The sequence below is a fragment of the Lutibacter sp. A80 genome, assembly GCF_022429645.1.
GTDB lineage: Bacteria > Bacteroidota > Bacteroidia > Flavobacteriales > Flavobacteriaceae > Lutibacter.
In genome coordinates, this window is the sequence record NZ_CP092480.1 from 99,996 (window position 1) to 122,160 (window position 22,165).

The window sequence follows — 22,165 nt, forward strand, 5'->3', positions numbered from 1 at the left end:
ATAACACAATTAAATTATCAAAAGTTAAATAATAATACAATGAGCAATACAATTAATACTACAGCATATAATTTTCCTAAGCAAAAATCTTATTATAAAGGAAAAGTTAGAGAAGTTTATAATATTAATGATGAAATTTTAGTTATGATTGCTTCAGATAGACTTTCTGCATTTGATGTTGTAATGCCAAAACAAATTCCATATAAAGGGCAAATATTGAATCAGATTGCTTCAAAAATGATGGATTTAACTAAAGACATTGTTCCTAATTGGATTGTTGATATTCCAGATCCTAATGTTGCTATTGGTCATTTATGTGAGCCTTTTAAAGTAGAAATGGTAATTAGAGGCTATATGTCTGGTCATGCTGCTAGAGAATACAAAGCTGGTAAAAGAGTACTTTGTGGTGTGCCAATGCCAGAAGGATTGAAAGAAAATGATAAATTTCCTGAACCAATAATTACACCAGCAACTAAAGCAGAAGATGGTGATCACGATGAAGATATTTCTAAAGAAGATATAATTTCTAAAGGAATAGTTTCTAAAGAAGATTATGAAGTTTTAGAAAAATATACGCGTGCATTGTTTAAAAGAGGAACTGAAATTGCAGCTGAAAGAGGTTTGATTTTAGTAGATACAAAATACGAATTTGGTAAAACAAAGGATGGGAAAATTTTATTAATTGATGAAATTCATACACCAGATTCTTCACGTTACTTTTATGCTGAAGGTTATAAAGAAAGACAAAGTAGAGGAGAGGCTCAAAAACAATTGTCTAAAGAGTTTGTACGTCAATGGTTAATTACAAATGGTTTTCAAGGTTTAGAAGGTCAAAAAGTTCCTGAAATGAGTGATGAAAAAATTCAAGAAATTTCAGAAAGATATATTGAATTGTACGAAAATATTACTGGTGAAACTTTTGTAAAATCGGATGTGAGTAATATTTCTGAAAGAATTGAGCAAAATGTTTTAGCTTTTTTAAATAAATAATAATTAACGGAGGTTAAAATTTATTCATATTTAAAGTAACTATTTACTTGTGTATAATTTATTGGAGTTGTAGTGCTTTCTAAAAAATTTATTAAAGTTTCGGCCGTTGTATTTGGAAGGTATATAGGCTGTTTTGTAAAGTAAGTGTCGTAAACGGCAGGGATATAGTCGTTTAATCCAATGGTTACTAGTTCGTTATCACTTAAAGTCTGATACTCTTTATTTTTAATAATAATGGTATTGTCTTCTTGCGTTATATAAACACCTGAATAATAAATTGCGGCTTTACTATTTTTTAAAAAGTTTTTTATTTCAGAAATACTCATTGTGTATGTTACACTTCCATTGTTAAAAGGATCTATACTATAAATTTCATTTTTTAAAATATCACCTTCGTTTAAACTATTTCTAATACCACCTGTGTTTTGAAAAGTAATATCAACACCCATTTGTATTCTTAAAGCATCTGTATAAAAACTACCAACACTTGAATTGTTGTGGTAAGCTTCTGAAAAGCCAATTACTTCGTCTAAATTTGCGTTTACATTATAAGTATCTATTATTTCTTTAATAGAACTATCGTAGTCTTGGTAAGTATCTAATTCAATTAGTGTATAGGTGGTGTTTTTTATTGCTTTATTTTCAATTTCTAATTCAATTTTCCCAAGATAACTTAAGTTAGCACCTGCTTGGTATATTGGAATATTATTGATTTCTGTTTCTAGTTTAGAGTGTGAATGACCTCCAATAATTAAATCAAAATAAGGATAATTATTAGCAATATTATAATCTGACGATTTACCTAAATGTGTTAATGCAACATATAAATCGGAGTCTTCAGTTTCTTTTAGCTGAGCATAGTTAGAAATTACGTTTTGATATTTTTCAAACGTTAAATTTTGAACTCTCCAAGGATGTGTTGACGGTATAATGTCGTCTTCTTTACCGTTGGTTTCTACCAAGCCTAAAAAAGTAACTTTTAAATCATTAATTAAAATAGTTTTATAAGCATTTGGTTGAGGAATTTCACTATTATCCATAGTAACATTAGCGCAAATCCATTCAAATTGAGATTGGTTAAAACGATCTTTTAAAATTGATTCTCCATAATCAAACTCATGATTTCCGATTACAGAAATATCAAAACCAGTTTTATTCATTAAGTCTATCATTGGAAATCCTTTTTCAGGATGATTATCTACAACAGGATTTCCGGAAAAAATGTCGCCACTACATACTAATAAAACATTAGTTTCTTTTTTAGCTTTGGTTACAATATCTTTTATTTTAGCAAAATTAGTTAATTGTCCGTGTTGGTCGTTTATATGAAATATAGTTAGTTTTTTTAAGCTACTTTCTGAAGTTGTTATTTTAGTATTATGTTTTTTAGAACAAGAAGAAATAATAAAAATAGTAGTTATTGTAATTAAAGCGTATTTAAAGATGTATTTCATAAAATTAGGGGAGTTGTGTAAAAATATGATGAAGCTCTTGGCTTATTTTAAACTTTGAGTTGTTTAAGCTTTAACTTCTTTTTTCATATCTTTAAGTACTTCAATTAAATTATTGATGTCTAAAGGTGACTGTATTAACCAGTTTAGAGCACTATTGTTAGTAGAAAATACGGAAATTTGTTGGCTGTTATCAGCAAGTAATGTATCGTAAATTGTTGTTGTTACTACATGGTTTGGTGTACTAGTAATAAAGGCTATTTTTCTTTTTCCTAATACTGAAGTATTACTTTTAATAAAATCTACAAATAGTTTTAAATTTTTATCTGGATAAATAAAAGTTATATTTTTAAAATGTATAAGGTGGTTAAGTCCAGGTTTAAAATTTTTATCACTAAATACTTTTTGTTTAAATTTAATATAGGAATCAACATCTAAATTACCGCTATGGTATTCTAAAATTATGTTGAGATTATTAATAATTTTATATGTGCTTTTTAAAGGAGCCATATTATATTTTTGGGATTACAATCGATAAAAGTAGAAAAAAAGTAGATTTGAAAAAACAAAAGGACTTATAACTTAACAAATGGTAAGTTTTATTGTTTCATTTGCTATTTAGCTTATTGTTTTTATTTCTTTATTATTAAATATTGTTTAATATTATGTAGCCTTTATTCAGGAAGATTCAGTGTAAGGTGTATTTGAAAAATTGAAACCTAATCTGGATAAATTTAAGAAGATTGAAGCTTTTAGAACTGTATTATTTATAAATAAAGTCTTAATTAATTGTAAATTATAAATGCATTTTAATTTACTAAAATTTTAAAATGTGTTAATACGATTTTTGTGCATTTATTTTTTTTAATTCTTTATATACAATATCAAGATTTTCTGGAGTTAAATCAATGTTTAGCCAATCTAATGCGCTTTCATAAGTTGAAAAAATTTCTACTTTTTGGTTTAACTCATTTTGTTTCATTTTGTATAAAGTGGCAGGTACAATTTGGTTAGGAGTTCTTGTTATAAAAGCAAGTTTTTTTTCACTTAAAATTTTAGGTATTTGTTTTAAATGTTCTACATATGAATCAATATCATTAGAAGATATATTAAAATCAACATTTTTAAAATTTATTATATAATTTAAGTGTTTTGAATATAAAGGGTCTTCAATTAACTTTGTTTTAAAGTCTCTATAAGAATTGATGTCTAGAGCGTCTTCGTGATATTCAACAATAAGATTATAGTTAAGTAATATTTTATAATTGCTTTTTAATGGCATTATTATGGGGTTGGGGTTTGTAGATGTAAATATAAAAAAAAGTCCCTTTGAAACAACAAAGGGACTTATAATTTAATAGATATTTTTGTTTATTTTTTCTTTTGTTTAGCTTGTTGCTCTTGAGCTTGTTTCATAGCTTCATTTAAGCGTTTTCTAAACTTTCCTTCTTTTTTAGGTTTCTTTTTATTTTCTTCAATTTTAGCATGAATTTTTTCTTCATCTATAATATAATTCTTAATAACTAACATAATTGTTATGGTTAATAAGTTAGAAACAAAATAGTATAAACTTAAACTACTAGCATACATATTAAAGAAGATTAGCATCATTACAGGAGAAAGATACATCATCATTTTCATCATTTTTTGCATATCAGGCATTCCTTCTTGTGTAGGCTGTTGCATATTCATTTGTTGGCTTTGACTCATTCTCATATAAAAGAAAATGGCTACAGATGCTAATATTGGAAATAAACTAATGTGAGATCCGTACATTGGTATATGAAATGGAAGTTCAAATACAGAATCGTACGATGATAAATCATCTGCCCATAAAAAACCTTTTTGACGTAAGTCTATGTTTGAAGGGAAGAACCTAAACAAGGCAAAGAATACTGGCATTTGTAATAATGCAGGAATACAACCCGACAATGGACTAACACCGGCTTTACTTTGTACCGCCATTGTTTCTTGTTGACGTTTCATTGCGTTTTCTTTTCCAGGTAAACGCTTGTTAATTTCTTCCATTTCAGGCTTTAAAACCTTCATTTTAGCACTCGACAGGTAAGATTTATATACTAGTGGAGACATTATAATTCTAACAACTATAGTTAGTAAAATAATTATAATACCATAATTACCTATAAAACCTTGTAGGAAATTAAATACTGGCACAAAAACTAAGCGGTTTATATAACCAAAAATTCCCCAACCAAGATTTACAACTTCTTTTATATTTCTGTCGTATTTTTTTAAGATTTGATAATCGTTTGGTCCAATATACCAGTCCATATTGTAATTAAACTCCCCAGCATCTAGTACTAAAGGTGTTTTTAAAGCAAAAGCTTTGGTAAAAACAGTGTCAATTTCTTCGTCTTTAGTTAAAGTAACTGATGTTAATTTTGCATTGTCAAATGCTTTATCAGTAATTAAAATAGCTGAAAAGAAATGCTGTTTAAAGGCTACCCAATTTACGTCAGATTCTTCTGCATCATCTTCACCGCCTATAGATAGGTAATCAATATCTTCATCTTCTTTTTCGTAGTATAATTCTGTTTGTTGATTTTCGTAACGAATACTTTTTTCGTGACTAAAACCATCTAAATTCCAATCTAGTGTAATTTGTTGTGCTGAATTTATTGAATTACTTAAACCTTGAGATTTAATGTTGAAATCAACCATATATTCATCTGGTTTAATTTCATATCTATATTCTAAATACTCAGAATCCGAAACTTTTAATTTCATTGAAAGCACCTGATTAGAACCGTTTTTTGTTAATGTTGGTTCAAACATTAAATCTTTTGTGTTTAATGTTCTGTTATCTGAAGTTCCAAAATTAATATTAAAAGAAGCATTCTGATCTTTTACAATATATAAAGGTAGCGAATCATAAGTAACATAATCTTTAATTAATGCTTCTTTAATTTGTCCTCCTTTGTTAGATATTGTTAATTTAAGTACATTGTTTTCTAGAATTGTGCTACCTTCTGAAACAGTAGTAGAATACCCAAAACTCCCTAATTGGCTTTTTGCTTTAGCTAATGTTAAGGAATCTGTACTTTGCAGTGCATTTTCGGTTGAATTATTATAAGTTGTTGTATTAGTATCAGCTTTAGCTGCTTCAACTTTTTCTGTTGCAGCTTTTTCTTGAGCTGCAATTTCTTCAGGAGTTGGTTGATTGCTCCACATCCACCATAACATAATAGCTCCAAGAAGCACAAAACCTATTAGTGAATTAAAATCGAATTTTTTTTCTTCCATGTGTATAATTAAATGTCAATTTGTCATTTGCTTTTTTGAAAAAGTTTAAAAAGCCCGACAAAAGTACTAAAAGTAACGTTAATAACTAGTTTTTATTAATGGTTATATATTAACTCAAAGAATGTTCCAAAGCTGCTTTTGTAAAATCAATAAATAAAGGATGTGGATTTAATACCGTACTTTTATACTCTGGATGGTATTGTACTCCAACAAACCATGGATGTGAAGGTATTTCAATAACCTCAACTAAATTTGTTTTTGGATTTGTACCAGTAGCAATCATTCCTGCAGTTTCTACTTGTTTTAAATAAGTATCATTAAACTCGTATCTATGTCTATGGCGTTCGCTAATTAATTCTTTTTTATAGATATTTCTAATTTTACTGCCTTCTTTTAAGTTACAATCCCAAGCACCTAAACGCATAGTTCCTCCATAATCGGTAATACTTTTTTGTTCTTCCATTATGTCTATAACTGGATTTGGTGTTTCACTATCCATTTCAACAGAATTAGCATCTTTTATACCTAAAACATTTCTTGAAAATTCAATAACAGCCATTTGCATTCCTAAGCAAATTCCTAAGAAAGGAATGTTGTTTTCTCTAGCATAACGTACAGCATCTACTTTACCTTCAATACCGCGTTCACCAAAACCAGGAGCTACTAAAATTCCGTTTAAATTTTTTAATTGATTTGGTACATTTTCAATTGTTAAATCTTCAGAATGAATCCAGTTTATATTCACTTGAATTTCATTTTGAGCTCCCGCATGAATAAACGCTTCAGTTATTGATTTGTAAGCATCATGCAATTCAACATATTTTCCAATAAGACCAATTTCAACAATATGTTTAGGGTTTTTAAACTTATTTAAAAAGGCATTCCATATGTTTAAATCTGGTTGTTTATCATCTGGTAATTGTAATTTTTTAAGTACCACTTTGTCTAAACCTTCTTCAAGCATTAAGTTAGGAACATCGTAAATTGTTTCTGCATCAATAGATTGAATAACATCTTCTTTTTTAACATTACAGAATAATGCTAATTTGTTTTTTATAGATTCAGAAATATCATGCTCAGTTCTGCAAACTAAAATATCTGGGCTAACACCACTTTGCATTAACATTTTAACTGAATGTTGTGTAGGTTTTGTTTTTAATTCACCTGCAGCAGCTAAATATGGAATTAATGTTAAATGAATTACAATAGCATTTTCATGACCTAATTCCCATAATAATTGACGTACAGATTCTACATAAGGAAGCGACTCAATATCACCAACAGTACCTCCAATTTCGGTAATAACAATATCATAATCTCCTGTGTTACCTAAAATTTGAATTCTGTGTTTAATTTCATCTGTAATATGTGGAATTACTTGTACAGTTTTACCTAAAAATTCACCTTTTCGTTCTTTGTTTATTACAGATTGGTAAATTCTACCTGTTGTTACATTGTTAGATTGCGAGGTAGGGATATTTAAAAAACGCTCGTAATGTCCTAAATCTAAATCTGTTTCAGCTCCATCATCAGTTACGTAGCATTCTCCATGTTCGTATGGATTTAAAGTTCCAGGATCTATATTAATGTATGGGTCAAGTTTTTGAATAGTAACAGAGTAGCCTCTAGATTGTAATAATTTTGCTAAAGAAGCTGCTATAATTCCTTTTCCAAGAGAAGAAGTTACGCCTCCTGTTACAAAAACATATTTGGTATTTTTCATTATTCTTAGGTTTGGGCAAAAGTACTAACTCTATTTTAGTTTACAAAAGGTAAATGATAAAAAAGTTAGAAACTTATATCAGGTATTAAGTGTTAGGTATCTACTATTTAATATTGGGTATTTTAGGTTTTAAAATATGAAGTATTTTAGTTAAAACACAAAAAAGAGACTGTCTAAAAAAATAATTTTCAGACAGTCTCTTAAAAAGTTTTATAAGATTAACTACAATTAACTATAAAGTTCTTCGTAGTATTCTTTAGCCATTCTGTTGCTAGTAAATTCAGGAATTACATCTCCAATACTATTGAACACAATTTCTTGCCATTTTTTAGGCTTGTCATAATATGTTGGTAGTACTTTCTTTTCAAGTATGTCAAAAAGATTTGCACAATCTTCATCGTCTTGTTCCCAAACAGGTTTTTTATAATCTAATTCAGGTAATACAAAACAATTCTCTCCATTTTTTTCAAATTCTGGAATCCAACCATCGTTAATCGAAACATTTATTGAACCGTTAAATGCAGCTGTCATACCACTTGTTCCAGAAGCTTCACGCGTAATTCTTGGAGTATTTAACCAAATATCTGAACCACATTTAAGTTGTTTAGATAAATCAATTTCATAACCAGTTAAAACGGCTAGGTTTTTTCTGTTTTTTGAGAAGTTTACCAAATGATTAAAAATATCAATAGCATAATAATCTTTTGGATAAGGTTTTCCAGCCCAAATTATTTGTACAGGATATTTTTCGTTTGAAAGTAGTTTTTCAAAACGCTCAAGATCGTATAGAAATATATCAGCTCTTTTGTATCCTGCAAAACGTCTTGCCCAAACAATTGTTAATACATCTGGATCAAATCTTTTTTGCGTTTGATTTAAAACAACATCAAACAATTCATTTTTAAGTGTTGTTTTACGCGTTTTAAATTTTTTAGCGCTTTTCTTTTGAAATGCACTTTTTATTTCTTCGTCTTGCCAAAATTTTTGATTTTGAGCATTAGTAATTGGAATAATTTTGTTGATTCCTTCAAAACCTTTCCACATATCGTTAGAAACTACTGCGTGTAGTTTAGATACTGCATTAGATTTATTAGCCATTCTTAATGCCGAAACAGTATAATTAATCATACCGTCATTTACCATTTCAACTCTTAATTCTTCTTCAGAAAGTGTTCTACCAAAAAATCCACATCTATTTAAATGTCTAGCATCACGTTCTTCGTTTCCTGCTTTTTCTGGAGTATGTGTTGTAAATGCAAATTGTTTTTTCGTAGCACCTTTATCTCTTAAATAATAGAACGCAGGTAATGCGTGTCCTTCGTTTAAATGATACATGTCAGCTCCGCCTAAAGCTTCAACTACTTTAGCACCTCCAATACCTAAAATAATACTTTGAGATACTCTGGTAAGTTCATTTGAATCGTATAGGTGATTTGTTATTGTTCTTGATAAATGGTCATTACCTTCAACATCTGTACTTAAAAGATACATAGGTACACAACCAAAAATTTCAGGTTTTAAAATATAAGCTCTAACTTTTACACTTGGATTATCGTGTAGAGGTACTTCAACTTCAATTCCTGTATCTTCTAAAAAATTATATGTTTTTTCAATAAAATCAGTTCTTAATGTTCTGTCTTCGTTTCTTCCTTGGTCGTAATATCCATATTTCCATAGCATTCCAATACCAATCATATTTTGTTTTAACTCGTAAGCTGAACGCATATGAGAACCAGCTAAAAATCCCAATCCACCTGAGTATATTTTTAAAGCTTGGTGAATCCCGAATTCCATACTAAAATATGCTACTTTTTTATCATATTTTTTTGCTGGCTTGTATGGATGATGCCATTTGCTATATTCATTAATCATAAATTAATTTTTTTAGAAATTTTATTGCAAAAATAGGTATTTGAATCATTTAAAATATATGCTATATTATCTTATTTATGTATGTTTTAGAGGGTTTGAGGCTTTTTTTTTGAAAAAATAAGACGTGAGGTTAATTTAGAATATGTTTTGAATTTATATTGCTTTAAATAAGTGATTTAAGTTTAATTATTTAGGGTAGATTGGTTAGAATCTAAGGTGTTAAAATTTAAAAAAGCTATCTTAACTATTGATTGATAGTAGAGATAGCTTTAAACTATTGTAAGTTATTAATTTTTTATTCCTTTGTTTCTGGTGAAATGAATTTGTAAATTAATCCTGCTAGAATTGCTCCTACAATTGGTGCTAACCAGAATAACCATAACTGACTTAATGCCCAGTCGCCAACAAAAATTGCTTGACTAGTACTTCTTGCTGGGTTTACAGAAGTATTTGTAATTGGTATGCTTATTAAATGGATCAGTGTTAATCCTAAACCAATTGCTAATCCAGCTAAATATTTTGGAGCTTTTGAGTGTGTTGCACCCAGTATAATTATTAAAAACATAAATGTCATAACTACTTCAGTAATAAGTGCTGCTTGTAAGCTATAACCACCAGGAGAATGTTCTCCATATCCATTTGCGGCAAACCCACCAATGTCAAAACCTGGTTTTCCAGATAAGATTAAATAAATAATACCAGCTCCAGCAATACCACCTAATACTTGCGCTGCAATGTAAGGGAGTAATTCTTTTTTATCAAAACGACCTCCAGCCCATAAGCCAATAGAAACTGCAGGGTTTAAATGGCAACCAGAAATATGGCCAATAGCATAAGCCATAGTTACTACTGTTAAACCAAAAGCTAAAGCTACGCCTGCAAATCCAATTCCTAAATCTGGAAATGCAGCAGCGAAAACTGCACTACCACATCCGCCCAGTACTAACCAAGCTGTTCCAATAAATTCTGCTACTAATTTTTTCATAAATAATAAAGTTTTAAATTAATTAATAGGGTTAGTAGTTCAAATATAATTTATTTAAGTGTAATATATAGAGGGAAATTTAAAAATATAGTTAATTAGTTTTTATAGGGTTATGTACTATTTATTAAATTTTTTAATTTAGTTGTATGTGTTTTTTTAAAATTAAGCTAAGTAAGTTTAAAAGTAGTGCTAAATTGTTAAAGGGAATGTTATAGATGTTTAAAATTTGAAGTATTATTAATAAATAATTGAATTTTTTGTTCTAAATCTGGAGACTTTAAAAGGTTGATTTTCTAGGAACTAATAGTGATAACTTTTATAAATTATAATTTAAAATTATAATTTTTTATTTTTTTTCGAAATCTATTTGTCAAACACAAAAGGATTTGTATATTTGCCAACGCTTTCAAGAAGACATCTTCTTAAAGTGAATTAAGAAAATAAGAAACACGATTTTTAAAGATATTTGTAATGAGTAAAAGAACATTTCAGCCTTCAAAGAGAAAGAGAAGAAACAAGCACGGGTTTAGAGAGCGTATGGCTTCTGCAACTGGTAGAAAAGTTTTAGCAAGAAGAAGAGCTAAAGGGAGAAAAAGATTAAGTGTTTCTTCTGATTCAAGACCTAAGAAATAATGAAACAATAGTTTTATATATAAGGTGTTACTTTTTTTTAGTAACACCTTTTTTTATGACCTTTTAATAAGTTTTAAAAACTATTTTTTTTTAGAAAACTAATTTTATAGATATTTACCAAATTATTAATTTATATTGACAAATGCCAAAAAATAAAAACATTAAATCAATTTTGATTATTGGATCTGGGCCAATAATTATAGGCCAAGCATGTGAGTTTGATTATTCTGGTTCACAGGCGATTAGGTCGTTAAAAGAAGAAGGAATTGAAGTTACTCTAATAAACTCAAATCCGGCAACGATTATGACAGATCCATCTTTAGCCGATAATGTTTATTTAAAACCATTAACTACAAAATCTATTATAGAGATTTTAAAAATACATCCAAATATAGATGCGGTGTTGCCAACAATGGGAGGGCAAACTGCATTAAATTTATGTATTGAAGCTGATGAAAAAGGAATTTGGAAGGATTTTAATGTAGAATTAATTGGTGTTGATATTGATGCTATTAATATAACTGAAGATAGAGAGCAGTTTAGAAAATTAATGATTGATATTGGAGTAGGGCAGGCACCTTCTACAACAGCAACATCTTTTTTAAAAGGTAAAGAAATTGCTCAAGAATACGGATTTCCTTTGGTAATTCGTCCTTCATTTACCTTAGGAGGTTTTGGAGCTTCAATAGTATATGATAAAGAAGATTTTGACGATTTATTAAGTAGAGGTTTAGAGGCTTCACCAATCCACGAAGTTATTATAGATAAAGCTTTACTAGGTTGGAAAGAATATGAGCTAGAGTTGTTGAGAGATAGTAACGATAATGTGGTTATTATTTGTACTATCGAAAATATGGATCCAATGGGTATTCATACTGGAGATTCAATTACAGTAGCTCCTGCAATGACATTAAGTGATACTACTTTTCAAAAAATGCGTGATATGGCAATACATATGATGCGTTCAATTGGAGATTTTGCAGGTGGATGTAATGTGCAGTTTGCTGTTAGTCCAGATGAAAAAGAAGATATTATTGCAATTGAAATAAATCCACGTGTTTCACGTTCATCAGCATTAGCGTCTAAAGCAACAGGTTATCCTATTGCAAAAATAGCGGCAAAATTAGCAATTGGTTATCATTTAGATGAATTAGATAATCAAATTACTAAAACTACTTCAGCGTTATTTGAACCTACATTAGATTATGTAATTGTAAAAATACCACGTTGGAATTTTGATAAATTTGAAGGAAGTGATCGTACACTTGGTTTGCAAATGAAATCTGTAGGTGAGGTTATGGGTATCGGACGCTCGTTCCAAGAAGCATTGCATAAAGCAACGCAATCTCTAGAAATTAAACGTAATGGTTTAGGTGCAGATGGAAAGGGAGAAAAAAATTACGATACCATTATTCAAAAATTAACCTACGCAAGTTGGGATAGGGTTTTTGTAATTTATGATGCAATTCAAATGGGAATTCCTTTAAGCAGAATTCACGAAATTACAAAAATTGATATGTGGTACTTAAAGCAATATGAAGAATTATTGGCTTTAGAGAATGAAATATCAACAAATAAGTTAACAACATTATCTTATGAGTTATTGTTGGAAGCTAAACAAAAAGGATTTGCTGATAGACAAATAGCGCATATGTTAGGTTGTTTAGAAAGTGAAGTAAAGGCAAAACGTACCGAATTAGATATTAATCGTGTTTATAAATTAGTTGATACTTGTGCTGCTGAATTTAGCGCTCAAACACCTTATTATTATTCTACTTTTGAGAATAAAATGATAGCTCCAGATGGAGTTAAAAAAGCAGATAATGAGAGTGTTGTAACAGATAAAAAGAAAATAATTGTATTGGGTTCTGGTCCGAATAGAATTGGACAAGGAATTGAGTTTGATTACTGTTGTGTTCACGGAGTATTAGCAGCAAAAGAAGCTGGTTACGAAACAATTATGATTAATTGTAATCCGGAAACTGTTTCAACAGACTTTGATACTGCAGATAAATTATACTTCGAGCCAGTATTTTGGGAGCATATTTATGATATTATTGAGTTAGAAAAACCTGAAGGTGTTATAGTGCAGTTAGGTGGGCAAACAGCATTAAAATTAGCTGAGAAACTGGAAAAATGGGGAGTTAAAATTATAGGAACTAGTTTTGAAGCCTTAGATTTAGCAGAAGATAGAAAGCGTTTTTCTGAATTGTTGGTTGATTTAGATATTCCATTCCCTAAGTATGGTACTGCAAATACAGCTGATGAAGCTTCTGCAATTGCTGATAATTTAGATTTTCCAATTTTAGTACGTCCTTCTTATGTTTTAGGAGGTCAAGGAATGAAAATTGTAATTAATAAAGAAGAACTAGAAAAACACGTTGTATCTTTATTAAGAAGTATTCCTAATAATATGTTGTTATTAGATCATTATTTAGATGGTGCAGTTGAGGCTGAAGCTGACGCAATTTGTGATGGTGAAGATGTTTACATTATTGGTATAATGGAACATATTGAGCCTTGTGGAGTGCATTCAGGAGATTCAAATGCAACATTACCGCCTTTTAATCTAGGTGAATTTGTAATGCAACAAATTAAAGATCATACTAAAAAAATTGCTTTAGCTTTAAAAACCGTTGGTTTAATAAATATACAGTTTGCTGTTAAAGATGATATTGTTTATATAATTGAAGCAAATCCTAGAGCTTCTAGAACAGTGCCATTTATAGCAAAAGCATACCAAGAACCTTATGTTAATTATGCTACAAAAGTTATGTTGGGCGATAAAAAAGTTAAAGACTTTAATTTTACTCCTAAACTAGAAGGTTTTGCTATAAAACAACCAGTATTCTCATTTAATAAATTTCCTAATGTAGATAAAAAATTAGGACCTGAAATGAAATCGACAGGTGAAAGTATTTTATTTATTGATGGTTTAAAAGATGATCAATTCTATGAATTATATTCTCGTAGAAAAATGTATTTAAATAAATAGATTATCTAAAAATAATATTAAAAAAGCCTTTACTTATAAGAAGTAAAGGTTTTTTTATACAATAGATTTATTAATTTTTATGCTTTTGGTGTAAGTGTAATCTTTCAATTTTAGTGTTATTTTTTAATTTAATTGTATTAACATTTGCAATAAGTGGAATTATAATAATTAAAAAACAGATAATAATGAAGGGAAAAATGATAAGTCTAATAGCTGGTTTCTTTTGATATAATTTTTTATAAACATTTAGAGTAATTTTCCAGTGTAAAATAATGTGTAAAAGAAGTAACCCAATTAAAATATATCCAATTATAAGGTGAATTTCTCCCCAGTCATGTCTGTCCATTCCAAATAGTGAAAGTTGAACTTTATTTCCGTATTTAATAATTTGCTCTTGTCCAGATACTAGTCTGTATTTAATTAATAAGCCGGTGCTTGTTATTGCGCATAAACAAAAAAACATAAAAGCATTAATGATAAAATTTAGTGTTGGTTTTTTAATTTTCATAATTATATTACTTAGAACATTAGTTTGACATTGTTCAAGTAAAATAGTTTAATTTAAAGTGGTATTTTGTTTTAATAAATTTAAGACGTATATTTGTTTAAACAAAATAAAATTACATTGAACAATATAAAGTCAGAATTTACGATTAAAGATCTTGAGAACTTCTCGGGAATTAAAGCGCATACAATTAGAATTTGGGAAAAAAGATATAATATTTTAAAGCCAAATAGATCAGAATCTAATATTCGATATTATAATATTAATAACTTACAGAAGTTATTAAATGTTGCGCTTTTAAATGCAAATGGTTTAAAAATATCAAAAATAGCGGCATTACCTGATTCAAAACTAAAAGCTTGTGTTAGAGAAATTGTTGCTAAAAATGGTGTAGATACCCAAGCTTCAAATTCTTTAAAGCTTTCGATGCTTAATTTCGATGAAAATTTGTTTAATGTTACTTATAATAATTTAATAGCGCAATCATCTCTTCGAACAGTTTTTAAAGATGTTTTCTTGCCATTTTTAAATGAAATAGGGCTTTTGTGGCAAGTAAATTCTATAACTCCTGCGCATGAGCATTTTATATCAAATTTGGTTAAGCAAAAAATTCATATCAATATAGAAAGGTTGCAGCTTTCGTCTCCAACAAATTATGATAAGGTGTTTGTTTTGTATCTTCCAATGAATGAAATTCATGAACTCGGTTTGTTGTATTTGCATTTTGAGTTGTTATTGCATGGGTATCAATCAATTTATCTAGGTCAAAGTGTTCCAGTTGATAATTTAAACGATATTCAAAAAGTGTATAATAATATTTGTTTTATTAGTTATTTAACCGTTGAACCTTCAAGGGTGACACTTGAAGAATATATAGAAGAAGTCAATTCTAAAGTGTTGTTAGATACAAATAGTGAGCTTTGGTTATTGGGAAGAAAATTGAATGAAATTGAAAATGAAATTACATTTTTAAATGTAAAAACTTTTGAAAACATGGATTTTTTGTTAAAAGAATTGTAAAAAACAGTAAACAAACTTGTTTTTGTTTAATAAATGATTATATTTGTTGAACAAATGAGAGATATTTTAATTATAGGTTCAGGGTTTTCGTCACTTTCTTCTGCTTGTTATCTAGCAAAAGCAGGGTATAATGTTACGATTTTAGAGAAAAACAAAACAATTGGAGGTAGAGCTAGAAAATTTGAAAAAGACGGATTTAAGTTTGATATGGGGCCAACTTGGTATTGGATGCCCGACGTTTTTGAAAAGTTTTTTAACGATTTTAATAAAAAACCTTCAGATTATTATCAACTAGAAAGATTAACTCCAGCTTATCAAGTTTATTTTGGTAAAGAGGATTCAATTACTATTCCAGGTACATTAAACGAAATTTATAGTGTGTTTGAGAAAGAGGAAAAGGGGAGTTCTAAGCATTTAAAAACTTTTTTAAATTCAGCAAAATTTAATTATGAAGTTGCAATTAATGATTTGGTTTACAAACCAGGAGAGTCGATTACGGAATTGATAAATTTTACTACCTTGTCTAAGGTAAATCAGTTTTTTACATCTATAACTTCAACGGTTCGAAAAAAAATTAAAAGTTCAAAACTTCAACAGATATTAGAATTTCCGGTATTATTTTTGGGTGCTAAGCCTTCAAATACACCAAGTTTTTATAACTTTATGAATTATGCTGATTTTGGTTTAGGAACCTGGCATCCAAAAGGAGGTATGTATGAAGTAGTAAATGGTTTTGTTAAGTTAGCAGAAGATTTGGGTGTTAAAATTAAAGTAAATCAGAATGTTGAAAAAATTATAGTTGAAGAAGGAAGTGTTAAAGGTGTTATTTCAAATAATAACTTTATTAAAGCAAATATTGTTATAAGTGGCGCGGATTATCAACATACTGAAACACTTTTAGATGTAAATAATAGAGTTTATTCACAACAATTTTGGAATAAAAAAACATTTGCACCATCAGCATTGCTTTTTTATGTAGGTTTTAATAAAAAAATTAAGAATGTTGCGCATCATACCCTGTTTTTTGATACTAGTTTTGATACGCATGCAATAGATATTTACGATACGCCAAAATGGCCAAAAGAGCCGCTTTTTTATGCAAGTTTTTCTAGTATTACTGATGCAAGTTTTGCACCGGATTCTCAAGAAGCTGCTACTTTTTTAATTCCTTTAGCACCTGGTTTAGACGATATTCCAGAAATTAGAGAAGAGTACTTTAAAAAAATTATAGTACGTATGGAAAAGTTAACAGGACAAGATTTGTTTGAAAGTGTAATTTTTAAAGAATCGTATTGTGTAAACGATTTTAAAGAAGATTATAATTCATATAAAGGAAATGCATACGGATTGGCAAATACTTTGTTTCAAACTGCATTTTTAAGACCTAAAATTAAAAGTAAAAAAGTAAAAAATTTATACTTTACAGGACAACTGACCGTTCCAGGTCCAGGTGTACCGCCAGCTATAATTTCTGGAAAAATTGTTTCAGATATGGTTATAAATAATTAAATATTAAACTAATACTAACTAAAATAACTATAACATGAAACAATTATATGATGAAACCTCATTTAGGTGTAGTAAAATAGTGACTAAAAATTACAGTACTTCATTTTCGCTTGCAGTGTATATGTTATCTCCAAAAATTAGAGAGGCAATACATAGTATTTATGCATTTGTTCGTTTTGCTGATGAAATTGTAGATTCATTTCACTCTTATAAAAAAGGAGCGTTGTTAAATGAATTTGAAGCAAATTATTATAAAGCATATAGTGATAATATTAGTTTAAATCCAATTTTAAATTGTTTTCAGCTTACAGTAAAAAAATACAATATTACAGACGATTTAATTCAATCGTTTTTGAAAAGTATGAAAGCAGATTTAAAAAAAGAAACCTATAATACTGTTGAAGAATATAATGAATATATTTATGGTTCAGCTGATGTTGTAGGGTTAATGTGTTTGAAAGTTTTTGTAAATGGAGATGTTGAAAAGTACGATGAATTAAAATTTTCTGCAATGAAATTAGGTTCCGCTTTTCAGAAAGTTAATTTTTTGCGTGATCTAAAAGATGATTATGAGTTGTTAAATCGTTCGTATTTTCCAGGTGTAAACTTAAAAGAACTAACTGCTGATGAAAAAGCTGAAATAATTGCAGATATTGAAGCTGACTTTAATGAAGCTTTAATCGGTATAAAAAAATTGCCTTTAGAAGCTAAATTTGGTGTGTATACAGCGTATGTTTATTATAAAAGGTTATTGTTTAAACTTAAAAATACACCTTCTAAAGAAATTTTAAATACTAGGATTCGAGTTTCTAACCCTATAAAAATTAGTTTATTAGCTAAATCTTTTGTAGTTTTTAAGTTAAATATGTTATAATGAAATATTTAGGGGTAATTGTGTTTTTTTTAGTGTCATTTAATGCGGAATCACGGCTTAATGATGTCAGAAATCAATTCCCCAATATTGTATCTTTAGAGCAAGCAGAAAAGTTTATGACTAATTTAGAAGGTGATAATTCTGCTGAAGCTCAAGGTTATTATGCCGCAATGGTTTTAATGAAATCACGCTTTGCTAAAAATCCATTTTCAAAATTTAAATATTTTAAGCAAGGAAAAAAGCAATTGGATAAAACTATATTAGAAAACCCATCAATTGTTGAAGTTAGGTATATACGTTTTTTAATGCAAAAACAAATTCCTGATTTTTTAGGTTATAATAAACACCTTGAAGAAGATTTTAAAATTATTAGTAATAACTTATTAGGTTTAAATTTAAGTGAAAGTTTTAAAACTAGAATGTTAAAAACCATGTTATTAGTAGATAATTTAAGTGAAATTGAAAAAAATAAAATCAATCAAATGCTAAATGAATTATGATATTTGCCCTAATTACAATAGCTACTTTTTTATTGATGGAGTGTGTGACTTGGTTGACGCATAAGTATGTTATGCACGGTTTTTTATGGTATTTTCACGAGGACCATCACCAGCCACGATATCAAAGTTGGTTTGAGCGAAACGATGTGTTTTTTGTTATTTTTGCCATGCCTAGTATTGCTTTGTTTTATTTTGGTGTAGAAGGTGGTCTAAATTATTTGTTTTTTATTGGATTAGGAATAATGTTCTACGGAATGGCTTATTTTTTAGTGCACGATGTTCTAATTCACAGGCGTTTTAAATGGTTTAATAAAACAAGAAATAAGTACTTAATTGGCTTGCGTAAAGCTCATAAAGTTCATCATAAACATTTAGGAAAAGAAGAAGGAGAATGTTTTGGTATGTTATTCGTTCCTTTTAAATATTTTAAAGTATGACAGCCTTATATTTTATAATAAATATAGCTTCATTATCAATTCCATTTTTATATAGTTTTGAAAAAAAAATGCGATTTATCCAATATTGGAAATCTGTATTTTTAGCCATAACAATTGTTGCTGTTCCATTTTTAATTTGGGATGTTTGGTTTACAAATATTGGTGTTTGGGGGTTTAATTCAACTTATTTATTAGGTTCAACAATAGCTAATTTACCTTTTGAAGAAGTACTTTTCTTTTTTTGTATTCCGTATGCAAGTATTTTTACACACTATGCTTTATTGTATTTTTTTCCGAAGCTAGCATTGCCGCAAAAGCTTACAAAATTAATAACTATTGGTTTGTTAATTTCTGCACTTGTAATTGTGTATTTTAATTACGATAAATGGTACACATTAGTTAATTTTTCATTTTTCGCATTACTTTTAGTATATGCTTTAGTTAGTAACGATACCATTTTAAAATCGTTTTACATTACTTTTTTAGTGGTTTTAATCCCATTTTTTATTGTAAACGGACTGCTAACAGGAAGTTTTATTGAAGATCAAGTTGTTTGGTATAACAATGCAGAAAATTTAAGAATTAGATTAGGAACTGTTCCTGTTGAAGATGCTTTTTATGCATTTAGTATGTTGTATGGGGCAACGGTGTTAATTGAAAAATTTAAACCTATTTTTAATAAAAAGTAAATGATTAATAAACAAGAAATTGCTATTTTTTGGTTTCGAAGAGATTTAAGGTTACAGGATAATATAGGTTTGTACCACGCTTTAAACTCGGAATACCCAGTACTTCCAATTTTTATTTTTGATGAAGCCATTTTAAATGAATTGCCAAAAAATGATGCTCGTGTAAATTTTATTCACCAAACGTTAAGTAGTATACATAAAGATTTAGTTGAGGAAAATTCTTCATTATACGTGAAAAAAGGAGAAGTTACAGCTGTTTGGAAAGCACTTCTAAATAATTTCAATATTAAAAAAGTGTTTTTTAATAAGGATTATGAGCCGTATGCAATTAAAAGAGATGCTGAAATAACTAATTTATGTATTGAAAATAATATTGAAGTGCATTCTTATAAAGATCAGGTTATTTTTGAAGAAGATGAGGTTTTAAAAGCTGATGGAAAACCATATACAGTGTATACACCTTATAAAAATAAATGGTGGAATTTATACCATTCGCAAGAACTAAAATTATTTCCTTCAGAAAATTATAAAGAAAATTTTTTAAAAGCTAACTTCAATTTTCCTACAATAAATGATATTGGTTTTACTGAAAGCAGTATAAAAGTAAGACCAATTAACAAAAATGCAATTTTAGATTATCAAAATTTTAGAGATTTACCAACAGTTGCTACTTCTAATAATTCGGTGTATTTAAGGTTTGGGTTGATAAGTGCGCGTAAATTATTTAAATATGCACAAGCTAAAAACGAAACCTACTGTAACGAACTTATTTGGCGTGAATTTTTTATGCAAATTTTGTATCACTTTCCAAAAGTAGTGAGCGAAAATTTTAAATCGAAATACAATTTTATTCCTTGGCGAAATAACGAAGAAGAGTTTAAATTGTGGTGCGAAGGAAAAACGGGATATCCAATTGTAGATGCTGGAATGCGAGAATTAAACCAAACGGGTTATATGCACAACAGAGTTAGAATGATTGTTGCCAGTTTTTTAAATAAACATTTGTTAATAGATTGGCGTTGGGGAGAAGCTTATTTTGCTGAAAAATTATTGGATTACGATTTGGCGGCGAACAATGGAAATTGGCAATGGGTTGCAGGAACAGGTTGTGATTCTGCTCCATATTTTAGAGTTTTTAATCCAACAACACAACAACAAAAATTTGATCCAGATTTTAAATACATCAAAAAATGGAACCCGAATTATAAAAATATTCCTGAAATTGTTGAGCATAAATTTGCTCGCTTGCGTTATTTAGAGGTTGTAAAAAAGTCTTTAATACAATAAGTTAACTAGATTTTGCTAGTTTTGAAATCATTCCATTAAAGACAAACCAATGAAATGGTGTAACCGCATACCAATACAAGCGTCCGGCAATTCCTTGTGGTCTAAAAGTTGCAGTTTGGTAAAGTATATTATCTTCAATTTTAAACTCTAACCAAGCTTCTCCTGGTAGTTTCATTTCGGCATATAACAATAGTTTTTTTGCTTCTTTATTGACGTAAATTACACGCCAAAAATCTAACGAATCTCCATTGTTTAATTTGGTAGGATGTGTACGTCCGCGTCTTAAACCGATACCACCAAAAATCAAATCGATATAACCACGTAGTTTCCATAAAAAAGTACCGTAATACCAGCCATTTTTTCCGCCAATAGCCCAAATTTTATCTAGTGTAAAGTTTTCATTTTTTAAAATACGTTGTTTTTTATCTGTAAAACAACCGTATGTTGGTACATTAATATGTTTATGTAAATCACTTTCTAAAGCGCTGCTTATAAAAGAATCTTTCCAGCTAGATACAATGCTATTTTGTTCAATTTTAACAAAAGCATTTTCTACTGCTTCCTTGTACGAAATTGGTTGTACTTTTAACAATTGATAAATGTTGCTAGGCTTTCCAATAATTTCTATTCCCATACTGTTAACCAAGCTAGCAGCAAGTTTATAAGAAGTTGAAGTAACAAAATATAGCCAATACGATGATAATTTTGGAGTCATTAAAGGAACAGTAATAATACGTCTTTTTAAACCTCTAATCTCGGCAAATTGTAAAAGCATTTCTTTATAAGTCAATATTTCTGGACCAAAAATATCGAATGATTTATTATATAATTCTTTTTTGCCAATAGCTCTTTGTAAAAAAGCTAAAACATCTCTAATAGCAATGGGCTGCGTTTTGGTGTTGAGCCATTTTGGAGTGATCATAAATGGTAGTTTTTCAACTAAATCTCTAATTATTTCAAAAGAAGAACTACCCGAACCTACAATAATTCCTGCTTTAAAAGTGGTTAATGCATAATTGTTTGAAGCTAACCTGTTTTCAACATTTTTACGAGATAATAAATGTTTAGATAATTTGGTGTCGTTGGTAATTCCACTTAAATAAATTACCTGTTTTGTAGCAGTTGTTTCAATATAGTTTTTAAAATTTTGAGCACATCTTTCCTCAAGTGTATGAAATTCTGTTGAAGAATTTGACATTGAGTGAATTAAATAATAAGCGGTGTCAATATCTTTAGGTATATTATTAAAAGTTTCGGATTTTAAAAAATCTACTTCTACAATTTCTATTCTTTTTTCATTTAAAAAGTTAATTGGGGTTCTATTTTTATCACGTACAGTGCAAACAATAGTATGTCCATCGTTTAATAGTAGGGGAATTAATCGTTTTCCAATATAGCCGGTTGCTCCTGTAACTAGAATTTTCATTTATT

18 protein-coding genes and 1 pseudogene are annotated in these 22,165 nt (G+C 28.8%); 10 read left to right on the forward strand and 9 right to left on the reverse strand.

Going from position 1 to position 22,165, the window contains the following annotated elements; translation table 11 throughout:
• Window positions 1–39 precede the first annotated feature (39 nt).
• Entirely contained in the window at window positions 40–990 is a 951-nt protein-coding gene (locus MHL31_RS00430) for a phosphoribosylaminoimidazolesuccinocarboxamide synthase (protein WP_240227121.1), read from the forward strand.
• A 20-nt stretch (window positions 991–1,010) separates the two neighbouring features.
• On the opposite strand, the gene MHL31_RS00435 is transcribed toward MHL31_RS00430, so the two are convergent.
• From MHL31_RS00435 to aqpZ, 7 genes and pseudogenes are all read right to left on the reverse strand, one after another.
• Window positions 1,011–2,444 (reverse strand): bifunctional UDP-sugar hydrolase/5'-nucleotidase, encoded by a 1,434-nt coding sequence (locus tag MHL31_RS00435; RefSeq protein ID WP_240227122.1) that lies wholly within the window; start codon window positions 2,442–2,444, stop codon window positions 1,011–1,013.
• A 63-nt stretch (window positions 2,445–2,507) separates the two neighbouring features.
• Window positions 2,508–2,951 carry a hypothetical protein gene (locus tag MHL31_RS00440; protein WP_240227123.1) on the reverse strand — a complete coding sequence of 148 codons (444 nt, stop codon included), beginning with the start codon at window positions 2,949–2,951 and terminating at the stop codon, window positions 2,508–2,510.
• A gap of 325 nt (window positions 2,952–3,276) precedes the next feature.
• Window positions 3,277–3,723 (reverse strand): hypothetical protein, encoded by a 447-nt coding sequence (locus MHL31_RS00445; RefSeq protein WP_240227124.1) that lies wholly within the window; start codon window positions 3,721–3,723, stop codon window positions 3,277–3,279.
• A gap of 89 nt (window positions 3,724–3,812) precedes the next feature.
• Window positions 3,813–5,705: a membrane protein insertase YidC gene (yidC, locus tag MHL31_RS00450; protein WP_240227125.1), complete on the reverse strand. Its 1,893-nt coding sequence runs from the start codon at window positions 5,703–5,705 to the stop codon at window positions 3,813–3,815.
• 109 nt (window positions 5,706–5,814) lie between these two features.
• A complete protein-coding gene (locus MHL31_RS00455) occupies window positions 5,815–7,428 on the reverse strand; it encodes a CTP synthase (RefSeq protein WP_240227126.1) in 1,614 nt (537 codons plus the stop codon).
• Window positions 7,429–7,656: 228 nt separating this feature from the next.
• The gene (gene glgP / locus MHL31_RS00460) at window positions 7,657–9,300 is read right to left on the reverse strand and encodes an alpha-glucan family phosphorylase (RefSeq protein WP_240227127.1); all 1,644 of its coding nucleotides are present in this window, start codon (window positions 9,298–9,300) and stop codon (window positions 7,657–7,659) included.
• Between the two features lie 295 nt (window positions 9,301–9,595).
• Window positions 9,596–10,288 (reverse strand): annotated as a pseudogene (gene aqpZ / locus MHL31_RS00465) (aquaporin Z); the annotation flags it as partial.
• Window positions 10,289–10,756: 468 nt separating this feature from the next.
• Here aqpZ and rpmH point away from each other — a divergent pair.
• Together rpmH and carB are read left to right on the forward strand one after the other, a co-directional pair.
• Entirely contained in the window at window positions 10,757–10,918 is a 162-nt protein-coding gene (gene rpmH, locus MHL31_RS00470; RefSeq protein WP_240227129.1) for a 50S ribosomal protein L34, read from the forward strand.
• Window positions 10,919–11,060: 142 nt separating this feature from the next.
• The gene (carB, locus tag MHL31_RS00475; RefSeq protein WP_240227130.1) at window positions 11,061–13,913 is read left to right on the forward strand and encodes a carbamoyl-phosphate synthase large subunit; all 2,853 of its coding nucleotides are present in this window, start codon (window positions 11,061–11,063) and stop codon (window positions 13,911–13,913) included.
• A 70-nt stretch (window positions 13,914–13,983) separates the two neighbouring features.
• On the opposite strand, the gene MHL31_RS00480 is transcribed toward carB, so the two are convergent.
• Window positions 13,984–14,421 carry a DUF4405 domain-containing protein gene (locus tag MHL31_RS00480; protein ID WP_240227131.1) on the reverse strand — a complete coding sequence of 146 codons (438 nt, stop codon included), beginning with the start codon at window positions 14,419–14,421 and terminating at the stop codon, window positions 13,984–13,986.
• Window positions 14,422–14,538: 117 nt separating this feature from the next.
• On the opposite strand from MHL31_RS00480, the gene MHL31_RS00485 reads away from it, so the two are divergent.
• The 7 genes from MHL31_RS00485 to MHL31_RS00515 are packed head-to-tail and all read left to right on the forward strand — an operon-like array spanning window position 14,539 to window position 20,734.
• On the forward strand, window positions 14,539–15,438 hold the full coding sequence (locus MHL31_RS00485) for a MerR family transcriptional regulator (protein ID WP_240227132.1): 900 nt from the start codon (window positions 14,539–14,541) through the stop codon (window positions 15,436–15,438).
• 33 nt (window positions 15,439–15,471) lie between these two features.
• A complete protein-coding gene (locus MHL31_RS00490; RefSeq protein WP_240227133.1) occupies window positions 15,472–16,947 on the forward strand; it encodes an NAD(P)/FAD-dependent oxidoreductase in 1,476 nt (491 codons plus the stop codon).
• Window positions 16,948–16,981: 34 nt separating this feature from the next.
• Complete coding sequence (locus tag MHL31_RS00495; protein WP_240227134.1) at window positions 16,982–17,821, forward strand: phytoene/squalene synthase family protein; 840 nt, start codon at window positions 16,982–16,984, stop codon at window positions 17,819–17,821.
• Window positions 17,821–18,321 (forward strand): hypothetical protein, encoded by a 501-nt coding sequence (locus tag MHL31_RS00500; protein ID WP_240227135.1) that lies wholly within the window; start codon window positions 17,821–17,823, stop codon window positions 18,319–18,321. Before MHL31_RS00495 ends, MHL31_RS00500 begins: the two co-directional genes overlap by 1 nt.
• Window positions 18,318–18,758, forward strand: coding sequence for a sterol desaturase family protein (locus MHL31_RS00505; protein WP_240227136.1), 441 nt, complete (start codon window positions 18,318–18,320; stop codon window positions 18,756–18,758). Before MHL31_RS00500 ends, MHL31_RS00505 begins: the two co-directional genes overlap by 4 nt.
• Window positions 18,755–19,447, forward strand: a complete 693-nt coding sequence (locus MHL31_RS00510) for a lycopene cyclase domain-containing protein (RefSeq protein WP_240227137.1) — start codon at window positions 18,755–18,757, stop codon at window positions 19,445–19,447. The genes MHL31_RS00505 and MHL31_RS00510 overlap by 4 nt, the downstream gene beginning before the upstream one ends.
• 3 nt (window positions 19,448–19,450) lie before the next feature.
• Entirely contained in the window at window positions 19,451–20,734 is a 1,284-nt protein-coding gene (locus MHL31_RS00515; RefSeq protein ID WP_240228923.1) for a deoxyribodipyrimidine photo-lyase, read from the forward strand.
• A 1-nt stretch (window position 20,735) separates the two neighbouring features.
• On the opposite strand, the gene MHL31_RS00520 is transcribed toward MHL31_RS00515, so the two are convergent.
• Window positions 20,736–22,160, reverse strand: coding sequence for an SDR family oxidoreductase (locus tag MHL31_RS00520; RefSeq protein WP_240227138.1), 1,425 nt, complete (start codon window positions 22,158–22,160; stop codon window positions 20,736–20,738).
• Window positions 22,161–22,165: the final 5 nt, after the last annotated feature.

Excerpts from the sequence above, each read along its gene's own strand:
- carB (WP_240227130.1), top strand. The coding sequence starts at position 11,061 with ATGCCAAAAAATAAAAACATTAAATCAATTTTGATTATTGGATCTGGG.
- glgP (WP_240227127.1), bottom strand. The coding sequence starts at position 9,300 with ATGATTAATGAATATAGCAAATGGCATCATCCATACAAGCCAGCAAAA.
- MHL31_RS00520 (WP_240227138.1), bottom strand. The coding sequence starts at position 22,160 with ATGAAAATTCTAGTTACAGGAGCAACCGGCTATATTGGAAAACGATTA.
- MHL31_RS00480 (WP_240227131.1), bottom strand. The coding sequence starts at position 14,421 with ATGAAAATTAAAAAACCAACACTAAATTTTATCATTAATGCTTTTATG.
- MHL31_RS00440 (WP_240227123.1), bottom strand. The coding sequence starts at position 2,951 with ATGGCTCCTTTAAAAAGCACATATAAAATTATTAATAATCTCAACATA.
- MHL31_RS00445 (WP_240227124.1), bottom strand. The coding sequence starts at position 3,723 with ATGCCATTAAAAAGCAATTATAAAATATTACTTAACTATAATCTTATT.
- MHL31_RS00435 (WP_240227122.1), bottom strand. The coding sequence starts at position 2,444 with ATGAAATACATCTTTAAATACGCTTTAATTACAATAACTACTATTTTT.
- yidC (WP_240227125.1), bottom strand. The coding sequence starts at position 5,705 with ATGGAAGAAAAAAAATTCGATTTTAATTCACTAATAGGTTTTGTGCTT.
- MHL31_RS00455 (WP_240227126.1), bottom strand. The coding sequence starts at position 7,428 with ATGAAAAATACCAAATATGTTTTTGTAACAGGAGGCGTAACTTCTTCT.
- MHL31_RS00490 (WP_240227133.1), top strand. The coding sequence starts at position 15,472 with ATGATTATATTTGTTGAACAAATGAGAGATATTTTAATTATAGGTTCA.
- MHL31_RS00500 (WP_240227135.1), top strand. The coding sequence starts at position 17,821 with ATGAAATATTTAGGGGTAATTGTGTTTTTTTTAGTGTCATTTAATGCG.
- MHL31_RS00495 (WP_240227134.1), top strand. The coding sequence starts at position 16,982 with ATGAAACAATTATATGATGAAACCTCATTTAGGTGTAGTAAAATAGTG.
- MHL31_RS00510 (WP_240227137.1), top strand. The coding sequence starts at position 18,755 with ATGACAGCCTTATATTTTATAATAAATATAGCTTCATTATCAATTCCA.
- MHL31_RS00505 (WP_240227136.1), top strand. The coding sequence starts at position 18,318 with ATGATATTTGCCCTAATTACAATAGCTACTTTTTTATTGATGGAGTGT.
- rpmH (WP_240227129.1), top strand. The coding sequence starts at position 10,757 with ATGAGTAAAAGAACATTTCAGCCTTCAAAGAGAAAGAGAAGAAACAAG.
- MHL31_RS00430 (WP_240227121.1), top strand. The coding sequence starts at position 40 with ATGAGCAATACAATTAATACTACAGCATATAATTTTCCTAAGCAAAAA.